Annotated in this window: 14 protein-coding genes; 3 read left to right on the top strand and 11 right to left on the bottom strand. The window is 40.1% G+C overall.

From position 1 onward, the window contains the following. Window positions 1-142 precede the first annotated feature (142 nt). Window positions 143-1,720, bottom strand: a complete 1,578-nt coding sequence (locus tag CSV61_RS02210) for a peptide chain release factor 3 (protein WP_083035285.1) — start codon at window positions 1,718-1,720, stop codon at window positions 143-145. A 114-nt stretch (window positions 1,721-1,834) separates the two neighbouring features. Then, complete coding sequence (locus CSV61_RS02205; RefSeq protein ID WP_099637956.1) at window positions 1,835-3,325, bottom strand: UDP-N-acetylmuramoyl-L-alanyl-D-glutamate--2,6-diaminopimelate ligase; 1,491 nt, start codon at window positions 3,323-3,325, stop codon at window positions 1,835-1,837. A 179-nt stretch (window positions 3,326-3,504) separates the two neighbouring features. Here CSV61_RS02205 and CSV61_RS02200 point away from each other — a divergent pair, with 179 nt between their 5' ends. Beyond that, a complete protein-coding gene (locus CSV61_RS02200) occupies window positions 3,505-4,578 on the top strand; it encodes a two-component system sensor histidine kinase NtrB (RefSeq protein WP_099637955.1) in 1,074 nt (357 codons plus the stop codon). Here CSV61_RS02200 and CSV61_RS02195 read toward each other — a convergent pair. The 8 genes from CSV61_RS02195 to CSV61_RS02160 form a co-directional block, all read right to left on the bottom strand. Beyond that, window positions 4,555-5,943, bottom strand: coding sequence for an aldehyde dehydrogenase (locus tag CSV61_RS02195; protein WP_369824266.1), 1,389 nt, complete (start codon window positions 5,941-5,943; stop codon window positions 4,555-4,557). The two genes, CSV61_RS02200 and CSV61_RS02195, sit on opposite strands and share 24 nt — an antisense overlap. 98 nt (window positions 5,944-6,041) lie before the next feature. Then, on the bottom strand, window positions 6,042-8,144 hold the full coding sequence (locus CSV61_RS02190; RefSeq protein WP_099637954.1) for a heavy metal translocating P-type ATPase: 2,103 nt from the start codon (window positions 8,142-8,144) through the stop codon (window positions 6,042-6,044). Window positions 8,145-8,334: 190 nt separating this feature from the next. Then, entirely contained in the window at window positions 8,335-9,228 is an 894-nt protein-coding gene (locus CSV61_RS02185; protein ID WP_099637953.1) for an RluA family pseudouridine synthase, read from the bottom strand. Window positions 9,229-9,798: 570 nt separating this feature from the next. Continuing rightward, window positions 9,799-10,410: a hypothetical protein gene (locus tag CSV61_RS02180; RefSeq protein ID WP_099637952.1), complete on the bottom strand. Its 612-nt coding sequence runs from the start codon at window positions 10,408-10,410 to the stop codon at window positions 9,799-9,801. A 213-nt stretch (window positions 10,411-10,623) separates the two neighbouring features. Continuing rightward, window positions 10,624-10,812: a hypothetical protein gene (locus CSV61_RS02175; protein WP_199173572.1), complete on the bottom strand. Its 189-nt coding sequence runs from the start codon at window positions 10,810-10,812 to the stop codon at window positions 10,624-10,626. Continuing rightward, window positions 10,809-11,009: a helix-turn-helix transcriptional regulator gene (locus CSV61_RS17165; protein WP_099637950.1), complete on the bottom strand. Its 201-nt coding sequence runs from the start codon at window positions 11,007-11,009 to the stop codon at window positions 10,809-10,811. The genes CSV61_RS02175 and CSV61_RS17165 overlap by 4 nt, the downstream gene beginning before the upstream one ends. 6 nt (window positions 11,010-11,015) lie before the next feature. Next, on the bottom strand, window positions 11,016-11,207 hold the full coding sequence (locus tag CSV61_RS02165; RefSeq protein WP_099637949.1) for a hypothetical protein: 192 nt from the start codon (window positions 11,205-11,207) through the stop codon (window positions 11,016-11,018). 227 nt (window positions 11,208-11,434) lie between these two features. Then, the gene (locus CSV61_RS02160) at window positions 11,435-11,824 is read right to left on the bottom strand and encodes a DUF3102 domain-containing protein (RefSeq protein WP_483315640.1); all 390 of its coding nucleotides are present in this window, start codon (window positions 11,822-11,824) and stop codon (window positions 11,435-11,437) included. Between the two features lie 283 nt (window positions 11,825-12,107). On the opposite strand from CSV61_RS02160, the gene CSV61_RS02155 reads away from it, so the two are divergent. Further along, on the top strand, window positions 12,108-12,905 hold the full coding sequence (locus tag CSV61_RS02155) for a GAF domain-containing protein (RefSeq protein ID WP_099637947.1): 798 nt from the start codon (window positions 12,108-12,110) through the stop codon (window positions 12,903-12,905). A 16-nt stretch (window positions 12,906-12,921) separates the two neighbouring features. After that, on the top strand, window positions 12,922-13,128 hold the full coding sequence (locus tag CSV61_RS02150; RefSeq protein ID WP_099637946.1) for a hypothetical protein: 207 nt from the start codon (window positions 12,922-12,924) through the stop codon (window positions 13,126-13,128). 70 nt (window positions 13,129-13,198) lie between these two features. On the opposite strand, the gene CSV61_RS02145 is transcribed toward CSV61_RS02150, so the two are convergent. After that, window positions 13,199-14,529 (bottom strand): IS3 family transposase gene (locus tag CSV61_RS02145; protein WP_369824265.1). Its coding sequence is split into 2 segments (ribosomal slippage): window positions 13,199-14,113 and window positions 14,116-14,529, totalling 1,329 coding nucleotides; the frame shifts between segments, so codons are not numbered across the junction. Window positions 14,530-14,639 lie beyond the last annotated feature (110 nt).

Here is a 14,639-nt window from a genome sequence, read left to right as displayed (position 1 = left end):
TCTCTACACCATACCACCTAAGTAAGGTATTTTCATCACAATTTGCTCGAATACTAGCGAATAAGCGCTGCATTTATTCACAATTTGAACAAATAACCCGGACGGATTACCAGTAATCCGTCCGGGTCTTATGTTCTATAATTTATAATTGATTATATAGCTTGATATCTGGGAATTTATCTTGGAACCAGCGCATCGCAAAGTCGTTTTCAAACAAGAATACTTTACGTTCATGTCGATCTTTTACGAGTAATGCACGTTGTCCTGCCATAGTCTCTTTTACATCTTCTTCGTTTTCAATCCAGCGTGCTACTTTGGATCCCATCGTTTCCATCTGAACTTCCACGTGGTATTCTGCTCTCATACGGTGTTCGAAAACTTCGAATTGAAGCTGACCTACTGCACCGAGAATGACTTCTTCAGTATGCAAGGTTTTATAATATTGAATAGCACCTTCTTGCACAAGTTGTAAGATTCCTTTGTGAAACTGTTTGGATTTCATTACGTTTTTAGCGTTTACTCTAACGAATAACTCAGGAGTAAATTGCGGAAGTGCTTCAAACTGGAAATTAGCTTTACCACCGATGACTGTATCACCGATTTGATAGTTACCGGTATCATATAAACCAATGATGTCACCTGCTACTGCCTGATTGACGGTTTCACGATCATCCGCAAGGAACTGAGTCGTTTGAGACAACTTAAAATTCTTTGAAAGACGTGGGACATTTACAGTCATGCCACGTTCAAACTCACCTGAGACAATTCGGACAAATGCAATACGATCCCGATGTGCAGGATTCATATTAGCTTGAATTTTGAAGATGAAGCCTGAAAAAACGTCAGACTCTGGATCTACGTATTCAGCGTCTTTTGTTAGTCTAGGTTGCGGCTCAGGTGCGAACTGTAGAAACGTTTCTAAGAACGTTTGAACACCAAAATTAGTCAACGCACTACCGAAAAATACAGGTGTTAAATCACCTTTCGCAATACGTTCTTCATCGAAGTCGTTTCCTGCTTCATTCAATAGCATGACATCTTCTAACGCTTGCTTATAATAAGATGTCTCTTTCATGGAATGTTCTACCGCAAGCTCGCCCTCTTCGTCGATTGGAAGGTAACGTTCTTCACTTGTATTCGGACGCGCTAACTCAATACGTTGATTGAAACGGTCATAAATACCTAGGAACTCTTTTCCCATACCGATTGGCCAATTCATTGCGTATGATTGGATTTCTAATACTTCTTCCAATTCTTCCATTAACTCCAATGGTTCTTTACCTTGTCGGTCCATTTTATTGATGAATGTAAAGATTGGAATTCCACGCATTTTACATACTTTGAACAATTTAATCGTCTGTGGCTCAATTCCTTTTGCCGAATCGACCATCATGACGGCTGCGTCCACTGCCATCAATGTTCTATACGTATCTTCACTGAAATCTTCGTGTCCTGGTGTATCCAAAATATTGACGCGTTTGCCCGCATAGTCAAATTGTAAAACAGAGGAAGTAACCGATATACCTCGTTGTTTTTCAATTTCCATCCAGTCAGACGTAGCGAATTTTCCTGATTTCTTTCCTTTAACTGTTCCAGCATCGCGAATCGCTCCGCCAAAATATAGTAACTTTTCAGTAATTGTCGTTTTACCGGCATCCGGGTGAGAAATAATCGCAAACGTTCGTCGCGAAGTAATTTCATCATGTTTATTCTTTTGCATCAATCGTACTCTCCTTTTGCTTACGTTTTCTATCATAGAGAGAATAGGGATGCATTTCAATGTTTTTCATTGAATTGACTAAAAAACTATAGACTCTCAAATTCAAACTGCACTTCATTTATTAATCGTGGTGTCGCCAAACTTTTTAGCCGCTTCTTCAAGTGCAATTTGTGCATCTGAATGCGCATATTTTGTATTGCCGATAATTTGAAAATCTTCATGACCTTTTCCGGCAAATATAATGATATCTCCGGCATTCGCTTGTTCAATAGTATGGCGTACTGCTTCTTCTCTATCTCCTATACATGCGTACTGATTATGCGGCATCGTGGCACTAAGTTCCGATATAATCGACTCATACGGCTCATCTCGTGGATCATCTGTTGTAAAGACGACATAATCTGCAGCTGCTGCTTTTTCACCCATGATGGGACGCTTCAGACGATCACGATTGCCTCCTGTTCCAATCAAGAATAGAAGACGATTGCCTTCTTTTTTTAAAGGTTGGACGGTAGCAATTGCTTTTTCAATTGCATCTGGTGAATGGGCATAATCAATGAAAATTGTCAGTGGTAGAGAGGTTTCCACTTTTTCAAGACGACCTTTCACAGTCGATACGTTCGCGATCAGCGGTAAAATATCTTTCGTCGCCATTCCTTTGGCATATAATGCTGCAATGGCTGCCAAGGAATTATAGACGTTAAACTCACCTATTAACGGCATCGTGACGGTGAACGTTCCGTCTGGTGCTTGCAATTGAAATCTCGTATAGTTTGACTGCATTTCGATCGACGTTGCTTGGAACGAAGACTTCACATGGATTCCGTATGTAAAGATAGGAAACGAAGTCATTTCCATCATTTTACTGCTCCACGGATCATCTGCATTGATGATCGCAAACTTTTCCTGATCCAGCTGCTGGCCTAGTTGCGCAAACAATAAACCTTTCGCTGCACTGTAATTCTCCATCGTTTTATGGTAATCCAAATGGTCATGCGTTAAGTTAGTGAAAATCGCAATATCAAATTCTGTTCCTGCCAGTCGACCTTCAACTAAGCCGTGTGAAGAAACTTCCATAATCATCGATTCGCAACCTTCATTTGCAGCTTGTGCAATCATTTGCTGGGTAGTCAAAACATCAGTCGTCGTATTTTCTGTTTCATACAGAATATCATTTAATTTGAAACCAATCGTCCCTGACACCGCTGTCTTTTCTTCAGTCTGTCGCAGCATGTCATGAATGATATTGCCGACACTCGTTTTTCCATTAGTTCCAGTTACACCAATCATCTTCATACGCTTTGAAGGATACTGATAGTACTTTGACGCCAGTAACTCGATCGCTTTCGAAGTGTTTTCAACATACACTACCGCTGTGCGGTCTTCATCTATCAAGATCGGCTCTGATGCAATAATAACACGTGCACCACTCAATAATGCATTCTTGACAAATTGGTGGCCGTTCACTGTATAACCTTTCAGGCAGACAAATACTCCACCATCCTGAACAGCTCGTGAATCCACCGCCACGTCTGTCACATTTTCCGGCAATGTTCCTTTTATAGTTTTTACAGGTAATACAGATAGTAATTCTTTCGTATTCATGTGATTTCCTCCAATAGATTGGTGAATAACTCTACTCATTATAACAAATAAATATCTTTCATTAAAAAATGATTCTTAATTCCTTAAAATAATGTATTATATAATGAATCAATTACCCATATCATACGCGTCTTTATTCATCACATCCACCCTAGATTATTGAATGGAGTGTCTATCAAATGTCAAAAAACTTTATTTCTACCGTACGTTATGTGAATTATTTAGATTTATCTTTTGAGCAGTCACAGGATGCGATCTCCGTGTTCGATTTGGATGATAATATAATTACTTGTAATCCTGCATTCGAACAGTTATATGGTTGGACTTTGGAAGAGTGCTTAGGGAAATCCATTTCGTTTTATCCTGAAACTGAATATAAAAAAGTACATACACGTTGTGAGTTATTGTATAAAGGTCAATCGTTAGCTAATGAAAGAGTAACCGAAATGCGTAAAGATGGCACACTATTTCAAGCAGAAATTAGCATGACACCGATTTTTAACGAGCACAATGAAGTGGTGGCTATTTCTCATATTGCACGCGACATCACGAGCCGCCTACAAATGGAGCAACAGATGCTTGAATTTGAGCGTTTACAAACGATGAGTACGATTGTAGCGAAAGTAGCCCACGAAGTACGAAATCCTATGACCGCCATCACAGGATTTATTCAAATGATGAATCAAGACCCCGCGAATCCTTACTCGTATTTCTCAGAAATTATGGGGAATGAAATCAGCCGTGTCAACCAAATCGTGACAGATTTCCTAGCATTAGCAAAACCAACTTTACATGATACTACACCACTTTCTATTCTAGAAGTCATCGAGGAAGTGATCATCGAATTTGATGAGATGTTTGAAAGATATGGGATTACCTGTCAACTGCATGCTGAGAAAATAGAACTTCCTATCCAAGGCGACAAGTCCTCACTGCGTCAAGTGTTTTACAATATCCTGTCAAATAGTTGTGATGCCATTGAGCACAGTGGAAACATTACAATTTCACTGACAGTCCAAAAAGAAACTCTCCACGTTTGCATTGAGGACGACGGGTGCGGAATGGATCAGGTGACTTTAGCATCTATTGATCAGCCTTTCTTTTCTACAAAAGAAGATGGCACAGGGCTCGGTATGGTAATTACAAAGAAAATTATTGCGGACCACAAAGGCACTTTGCAGGTCGAAAGCCAGCAAAGTGCGTGGACGAAAGTTTGGATTTCGCTACCGTTAGCGAATGATACGCTTCACTAACGGAAGCTTACCTTTGTATGGAGGAAACGCAATGGGTACCGAGACTGCCGTACTCTTTTTCATCATGGATTTTGAATGAGAGAACGTTTCAAAACTTGCTTTTCCGTGATATTGATTCATGCCAGAAGGCCCTATCCCACCAAACGGTAGATGAATATTTGCAACATGCGAGATCGTATCATTGATGCAACCGCCACCAAATGGTAATACTTCAATGAAATGATCAGCTGCCTCGTCGTTCTCAGTGAAAAAGTATGCAGCGAGTGGCTTAGGCAACATGCTAATTTGCTGAATTGCGATACCTAAATTATCATAGGGCAGGACAGGCAAGATCGGACCGAATAATTCGTCTTGCATACTGGCACTCTTCCAGTCTGACAGCGCTAAAATGGTCGGCTCGATATATTTATCCGTAGCATCTGTCTTCCCGCCCTCTACGATATATGCTTGATCTTGATCTAGTATTTTCGCTAATCGATCGAAATGACGGTCTGCGATGATGCGTCCGTAGTCCGTACTCTTTTGTGCGTCCTTCCCGTAAAAACGTCGGATAGCGCTTTTCATTTCATGGATTAATTCATCGTAAATCGACACGTCAGCCAATACATAGTCAGGCGCTATGCACGTTTGGCCTGCATTCATGAATTTCCCCCACACAATCTTCTCCGCTGCTTTTTTGATATCCGCAGTATGGTCGACAACAGCTGGACTCTTTCCGCCTAACTCCAACGTCAATGGGGTCAATCTCTCTGCGCAAGCTTTCATGACGATTTTCCCTACTTTTGCACTTCCAGTAAAGAATACATAATCAAATGGCGCACCAAGTAATAGTTGTGTTTCTTCTTTTTCACCATGCACTACAGATACATACTCCGGTGGAAATACACTAGAAATCATCTTGTCTACAATAGCTGCTGTATGACTTGCATCTTCTGAAGGTTTTAACACGGTGCAATTTCCTGTTGCTATCGCACCAATTAACGGATCAATTAATAGTTGGAACGGATAATTGAACGGTCCGATAATCAATACAGTGCCATATGGTTCTTTCACGATCAAGCTCGTTGCCGGTTGTAAATGGAGCGGTGTTTTCACTTTTTCAGGGGCTGCCCATTCATCCAAGTGATCGAGCATATGGGTAATGCTGGATAAAACGAATCCTATTTCTGCTACATATGCTTCAAATGGATGTTTGTGCAGGTCTTTATGCAATGCATCTGAAATTTCTTTTTCATGTTTTTGAATCGCTTTATACAGTTTTTCTAACATCATTCTTCGGAATGAAATACTACGTGTAACTCCAGATGTATAATATTGTTTCTGTTTGTTCATAATCATTTCAAGTTCCAGATCGGTCATTGCCAAAATATCCACACTCCTCATGATGGTTCTTATGATTAGTCTACCATTTTATTCAATAGAAAAAACTTCAGACGATTTATTCGACTGAAGTTTCTGCTAGGTCATATGTTGTTTTTCATGAGTCGCAATGAATTTATTACGACAATGACAGTAGCACCCATATCCGCCATGACCGCCATCCATAATGTTAGCCAGCCTGGAATAATGAGTAATAACGCAATGATTTTTAAACCCAGTGCGATTGAAATATTTTGTAAAATAACTTGTTTAGTGCGTGAGCTCAATTTAATAGTATAAGGAAGTTTCTCCAAGTCATCTGCCATCAGTGCAATATCTGCTGTTTCAAGTGCAGTATCAGTTCCTGCACCACCCATCGCAATACCGATATTTGCTGTAGCTAACGCCGGTGCGTCGTTCACTCCGTCACCTACCATTGCCACTTTACCATATTGAGTCAATGATTTAACCATCTCGACTTTTTGGTCAGGTAATAATTCTGCTTTGACCTCCGATAAGCCGAGTTGCTTTCCAATTGCTTGAGCGGTTGAATCGTTGTCTCCCGTGAGCATCACAGTCCTTTTACCCATCTCACGAAGCTTCTCGATGACCTTCTGGCTGCTTGTACGGACTTGATCCGCTACTGCTATCATTCCTTCTAGCCTCGATTCAGACCAGACGAGCATGACGGTTTTGCCTTGCTTCTGCAATACTAGAATCTGCTGTTCAATTGACTCTTCTACTGTATTCATTTCTCTGAATAAATTGGGACTGCCTACATACACTACATGCTCTCCAATCACAGCTTTTGCACCTTTGCCAGTAATGGATTGGAATTGATCTACCGCTAGTAATCCAAGTGGTAATTTCTCAGCCGCTCGCATAATCGATGAGGCTAATGGATGTTGAGAAAACTTCTCGATAGACGCTGCCTGTTGCAATACTTGATCTTCGGTTAATGACGAAACCGTCAAGACATCTGTTACTTCAGGACGTCCTTCAGTCAACGTGCCTGTTTTATCGAACGCCACGACTTGAATTTGTCCTGTTTCTTCTAAATGGATGCCACCTTTGATCAATACTCCATTACGTGCAGCGTTGCCGATTGCTGTAACGATTGCAATAGGAGTGGAAATGACTAATGCACAAGGACAACCGACTACTAACACGACAAGGCCTTTATAGAACCATTCACCCCATACTCCCCCCATGAAAAGTGGCGGTATGATCATAATCAGTAACGAAAAAATTAAAATAGCTGGTGTATAGTATTTCGCAAAACGGTCAATAAATTGTTGTGTCGGTGCTTTTTCCGCTTGTGCTTCTTCTACTAAGTGTATGATTTTGGCGATGGTAGTGTCTTCAGCAAGCTTTGTTACACGGACTTGCATTGCCCCTTCTTCATTCAATGTGCCTGCAAATACTTCGTCTCCAACTGCCTTATGAACAGGCAAAGACTCACCTGTAATCGCGGCCTGGTTTACGGACGAGTCACCTTGAATGACTTCACCATCCATTGCAATTTTTTGTCCGGGTTTAATTAATATGACATCATTGATTCGCAAGTCTTCCACATCTACTTCATATTCAGTAGTACCACGGAGTACAGTCGCAGTCGTGGGAGCAATTTCAATTAATGATGTAATAGAATTTCTAGCTTTATCGATGGAGTAACTTTCTAACGCTTCACTGACTGAGAACAAGAAGACGACTACTGCACCTTCTGCCCAGTCGCCAATGAGCGCGGCACCGATGACTGCGATGGTCATCAATGTAGACATATCAAATTCAAGTTTGGAAAGATTCGTTAATCCTTCTTTCATCAAGCTGAATCCGCCAATTAGAATAGCGGAGAGAAACAGAGCAATCGATAGCCAGTTATGATCACCATTCGTGGTAGATACTGCATACCCTGCTAGTAGTAAAATGAGCGAAGCAATAGTCGTTTGATTTTCACGTTTTTTCCAAAATGGCGTATGCTGTTTACTAATCCGCTGTTTTTCAGGGAATACTTTGATCCCGTCAAATGCACCTGCTTCTTCTAATTGCAAAAGAGAGGCCTCTCCCGCAACTGTTAACTTGGATGCTCCAAAGTTCAGTTGCACATCTTCCACAGAATCAATCTGTCGGATGTTCTTCTCGAATTTCGCAGCACAACTTGTGCAGGATAAGTTCTGCAGGCGATAGACATTTTTCTCAGAAGTCATGTAACCAGTCCTCTCAGCAATTCGTTCTTTTTAACGTCCTTATCATTCAACCGTCCATTTGATTGATTAGCTTTAGTATATGCAATTCCGGATATTTTGTCAATTTAACCATTCAAACGTCCGTTTGAATGAGTTAACGTGAAAAAGCAGTTCCTTAGAAAGATTAAGGAACTGCAAATTGGATGGTTTATTATTTAGAACGCGTAATGAAAACCTGAGGCACTTCTGCTTCAAATCGAACTAGCTCCCCTGTACGTGGATGTAAAAAAGCCAATGCTGTAGCATGAAGTCCCACCCTGCGTAACGGATTGCCTGTAGCACCATATTTTTTATCTCCCACAACGGGATGTCCCAATTCTTCCATATGCACACGAATTTGATTTTTTCGACCGGTTTCCAAAAGTACTTCCAACAGCGAAAAATCTTTATTTGCCTGTACTTTCCTATAATGAGTAATGGCATGCTGACCGCCATTGTCCGTAGGGTTTGAATACACTCTGAACGCACTATTTTCGGTTAACCAAGAAGAAATAGTTCCAGATTCTGTTCGTACTTTCCCTTCGACAAGTGCAGTATACAAACGTTCCTTTACGGAATCATTCCATGTACTTTGCAAAGCTTGCTGTGTCTCTTCATTTTTCGCAAACATCATCACACCTGATGTATCTCGATCCAGACGGTGCACGACAAAAATTCGATTGTCAGGACGGCTTCTCTTTACGTACTTCATAATTTCTTTGTATGCAGTCTGATCTTTTTCTTTTTCTGAAGCTACAGAAAGAACGCCTGCATCTTTATTGATCACGATGAGATCATCATCTTCGTGTAGAATAGATACACCCACTAACTTCGATACGTTTATAGCCGCTTTATTACTTTGGATTTCGACCTTTTGTCCAGGAGCCAATGGCTGATTATGTTTCGTTGTCATTTGACCATCCACCATCACTTGGCCACGTGTAAGAATAGATTTCACCGAGTTCCGACTACTTTTTGACATGATCTTCAATAAATACGGTAGTAGTTCAATTGGTTCTTCCACCGTGTATTCTCTTACGTTAGATGTTACTTGTTTTCTTTTCATCGTATTTTAGCCCTCCTGCTTATCTAAATAGGTGCTCGCACTATAAGTATACACCGCATGTTTGATCAGTGTGTTTGATTATCATTTAATAGTAATTATACAACCAATTGAAATCTAGACATAAAAAAACAGCCCCTAGACATTCGGTCTAATAGGACTGCTTATTGTTATAAACCGTGTTCCGACGGTAAATAACTTAGGTTTGGCACCTATGACTCCGACTGGGCTCGAACCAGCGACCTCCACCCTGTCAAGGTATCTGTCATCATTATGCCTATCTATAAGAAACCCTTTATATAGCCCTTAATTGCAACTTTCATTTTAAAGTGTAACATGTTTTTTAAGCTGTTTATAGACTTTTATAAGAATTTTAACCCCAAATTAACCCCAAGTGACCCCAACTCTCTTTATTCCCTAGTCTTTCATAAAATATTCCACGATGCTTGCTAAAATCAAGGGCTGAATTGGGGCTAGTTTGGGGCTTACAAAAATCTTAGGCGGGCTATGGACAGAAGTGGATAAGATCGTAACAAAAAAAGCATCTACCTAACCAGGTAGACGCTAAATGTATTATTCTTTTTCAAATTCAAAAACCTTAGGCTCTCCGTAATGACCTTCTTCATATTGGTCTTCTCCGACCTCTTTCATAGGCGGCTGCATAGTAAGTTTAAAGCTATCCGGAACACCATACTCAATATCCACCGTGATGAACGCTTTCTTCTTTACCCCTGGCTCAGAACGTCCTACTCCGTCATAACTACGCTCCTGATCTCCCTTATCAGTAACAATTTCTACGTCTGAATTAAACGCTACTGAGTCCTCTGTATTGTTCTCCGTCTCTCCAAGGACTGCGATAGTCGGCTTCTCTCCAAACCCTTCAATAGCTACGACTGCAAACTTATAATCATAACCATCGAAAGAAACTGTATTGAAACCATTTGAATCTGTATCGTCATTTTTATATCGCGCAACAATTTCTAAGTTCATTTCTCCACTTTGATAAATCAAGTCAGAATCTTTGTCTGCGAATTCCACTGGATCACTTGTATACATACCTTCCACTTCTTCATCTTCTATAATAACATCCGGCTGTTCACTTTCTTGCATTGGCTCCTGTGAATCTTCACTTCCACACGCAGCAAGCAAGAGCGCCAACGTAGGCAACAACAGATATTTTTTCACAATAATTCCCCCTTTCGGCCATTGTATCCTAATATTGAATTTTTATAAACTTCTTTCACTGGCGATTATTCGACAGTCCACTTTTGGACCGTCACATCTCCTCAAAATTGAGGACATCTATTTCTAACTCCCAAAATTCGGGTAGTCAACCACACCAATTTTTGATCGGCCCAAAAACGGACCGTGAATCTGACAGCTCAATTTTGAGCCGACCTATTTCATTCTCGAATTTTGCTGTGAAAAATTATTTTTCTTCTTTCTTCTCTTCTCTTCTCTAGCTAGTCTCTCCGCTTCTTCTTGCTCTTTTATTTTTCGATAAATACGGGGTGCTGAAGTTCTCATGAAAAAAGCGTGCATTTTCTTTTGCGTTTCAATAGACGGCATGTTATTTTTCACACTCATCCCCATACCTCCGTTTCTTTTAACCATTTATCAATAGAATCTAAATTGAATAGCAAGATCCCTGTCGACGGTTTCATATATGGTATTCTTTTTTCTCGCATCATCCTATATATAGTAGATTCTGATATTGGGCAACCCTCAGTTTTGAGATAAATGGACAAGCTCTTCGCGCCACGTACTCTTCTGGCTTTATTCATTTACAGTCAATCCTTTCTATATAGACCCATGTATTCTTCTAACAACTTAGGTGATATGTGATACGTCCACTTGCTAGACATCTTCACCGCGTAACCAAACGGCAATATATTCCGTTGTAATCCAATGCGCACAAACTGTTCTGATTTACCAATTACTTTAGCGGCTTCTGAAACTTTTACATTCTTATTTCCATTCATTTAAGTTCACCTCATCAATATTAAGCCTACGTAGCAATACTATGTGTTCTAGTCTACTTATGAATATTTATACTAACTTAATCATTATGGAATGCTGTAAGTTATACAGTGAAGTCGAATAATAATTATACACAAATAAAAAAGACGAATCACAATGACTCGCCCTCCTATTGTTCTTATCAAATTCTTACTCCCTCCATAAATGCATTCGCCTACTCACTTTTCAATTATGAATGGTAAATAGGAAGGCTCAATTTTGAGCACACCCATTTCACTTCCTGTAATTCACGCACAGTCATTTCATCAGGTGTTTTAGTTTCACCTGATGGAAAAGTATGTTCTTTTTCTCGTTCTGGTTCGGGCAGGGTTGCTATTAGATATAAAGCTGTTTCGCCCAAATTAGGTAACGTTGTCGAATTTGGTAGCTCATTCACTACTTTCATAAACCGATTAGCTTGCCTGTGATCCATATCCACACTCTCAAGCCACTTCCCAAACTCCCCATACACAAGATCATTCTCTCTCACATGTTTTAGACGCTTACCGATTTCCTGATTGGTTAATCCAAAAAGAAGTAGCTTACCTCTTCCTCGATGGTGTACAGCGTGAAGTCGAATACATTGAAAGTTAAAACCTTCACTATGTGGTCCTTATTGCAAATGAATGCCGATATGGAAAGTACAGACTTTGCTTAACCTGAAAAAGTGATGGGTGGATTCGTCTTGGACATATACATGACTTCTAATGTCTCGCCATACTTTACCGACTTCTCTAATATTTTACGCACACTCGTTCCCCTCATTTAAAAACATTATAGGGAATGAACGTTCGTTTGTAAAGGATATGAAGTTGTACAATTTATAGATTCCAATTATAATTACCAAAAGGAGGATGATGTTATTGGAACATTTTATAACACAATGGTTTTTAAGGATACCTGATTGGGTAATTACTATTACATCAGTGATATTTATTTTTATCTTTATAATAATATCTAGAACTCTATGGCTTGCAGTTAAAAGGTACTCTGATGCCATAGGCAGAGAAAACAGATTGATTTCTCTTCAAGATGACGTAGGTGATTTAAGAGCAGAAATAAATGCTCAAAGAAACAAGGCTTTACAATATCAAAATGTAACTATAAATGCTCGTTCTTTCGTAAATTCTTTGAATAACTTAGTTAGAGATCAATCAGATGGTTATGTATTTTTTATCCAAAGGATCGTAGAAGCAATAGCTGCAGATATCAAATCATCTGGAAGCGAGCGCCATAGATGCGGATTTTGGTTAAAAGAAGGAGACGATGAAGAAGCTCTAACACTTTATACAGGGAGCGCAGGTTTTCCTGATACATATATTTCGAATAGAAAGTTAGATATCCATGATTCCATAGCAGGTAGAGCTTTCAGAAAAAAACAAATTATAAACTTATCTGATGTCACTACCGATAGTGATTGGTCTTCTGCCGATTCTTCCGGAACCTATAAAGCTCTCATTTGTATACCTGTTGATGTTTATGGGATATTAACAATAGATGCAAGGGAACCAATGGACGAGAATATACAGTTGATTGGGGAGTTGTATGCAGTCATTATCGAAGGAGTATTGAATGAGATGGTAAGGGATCTCCAGTCAGACATAAATGGACACGAGACAAATGCCTCTTCCAATGAAGCGGCTAGTGATGTAGAATATTAATAAAGGGAGTGAGGTTATGAAAAATATTTCAGTTGAAGAAATTAACCTTCGTAAAGCTATTTTGGCCGCAGCCCTCCAGAAAAACATCATATCACAAGATGAATACGAAAAAACTCTGTCGCAGTATAAGGAATTAGAAGGTTTGGCTAATAAACAAATTGATTTGAGAACTCAGAGCTTAAATGAAATTAGCAATAAGTTCAATATGCTTGTTACAAATTAGTGCATACTTGAAAAAAAGCACCCACCCAATCGTGAAGTGTACCCTTTGTAAAGGACAATGATAAAAAAGTCTAGGCTATTAGTTGAAGCTGTTGTCTGTATTTTGCAGGCGGCAGCTTTTTTAAATTCCACTGAGCACGATGATGATTGTAGTATGTCATATAACTCTTCACTTCACGTATGACTTCTTCTAACGTTTCACACTCTTTGATGTTTGTTTCATCCTTGAAATGCCCGAAGAATGATTCCTGTGGGGCGTTATCCCAACAGTTGCCCCGTCTAGACATAGATTGACCCAGCCCCATTCGTTTGATCACTGCTTGGACTTCTGGACTTGTATAATGAAAACCTTGATCGGAGTGAATAAAGGCACCTTCTGACAGATGGTCATGTCGTCTCAATTGCTGCAGGGTGTTTAGCACAATCTCTAAATGAAGGGAGGAGGAGACTTCATAGGCTAAAATTTCATTGGTCTCTGCGTCCTTAATCGTTGAAAGATAGGCCCGTTTCCCGCCTTTGTAAGTTAAATAGGTGATATCAGTCAATAAGACTTTTCCGGCTGTTCCTTGTTTGAAATTACGCTGTAACAGGTTCGGGCATGTGCGGTGTTCCTTGGTCGCCTTCGCCATGCGTCGATATGGATTCGCTTTGCGGATCGGACACACAATCCCGTATTTCTTCATGATTCGGCGAATGCGTTTGAGATTATAGGTAATGTGATAGTGATTCTGAAGCGTCATTTTAATTTGACGTGCCCCTTTTTTGCGCTTTTTGAAGCGATAAGCCTTTAGAATTTGGTCCCTCAGGCGTTCATCTACCTGTTCGTGTGCTGCGCGTTTTTGTGACGATTGTTCCGCGAAATAATTATAGTAACCGGAACGAGAGACGCCCATCACTTCACACAAGTAGCTGACCATCCGCTTCAAGCCGTACCTAGTCATGGTGTCATGGATTAATTCGAATTTTACGCTTGCCGGAATGTTTATTTCTTCTTCAACGCCTGCCTCTCCAGTAAGTCGAGCTTTTTTAGTAATTCATTTTCCGCACGCAGTAATTGATTTTTCGCTTCTAACCGGGCGATTTTCTCCTCGGGTGTCAAGTCACGCTCTCTAGAACGGCCTGAGTTCCCTGCACGTGAATCCTGTAAACCGTTTACGCCTCCGTTGCGGTAAGCGGCACTCCAGCGTCTAGCAGCGGATTGGATACGCTGTTTACCTATCAGTTCAATATCCAGGTCAGCCTCTTCAAATATCCATACAGGCAATTTCCCTTTCTCATATTCCACAATAAAGTGACGCTTAAAATCCTCGGAGTAGGTGATACCTTTTTCGCTCACGGCCTTTACATAAGGATTACATCTCAGTCGCTCTTGTTCCTGTTTAGAAAATATTCGTTTTGTCATTTTATTGCCCCCAGAATCCCGATATATATATATACAAAAATACCCTATAAGAGGGACTTTTTCAAAGTGTCCATCTTATAGGGTACAGTTTAAATTGGCCTTTTGCTTTT

Origin of the sequence: Sporosarcina sp. P3, from assembly GCF_002743415.1 — a bacterium.
Classification (GTDB): domain Bacteria; phylum Bacillota; class Bacilli; order Bacillales_A; family Planococcaceae; genus Sporosarcina; species Sporosarcina ureae_A.
The sequence above is the reverse complement of the archived record's forward strand: the minus strand, read 5'-3'. Positions and strand labels throughout refer to the sequence as shown.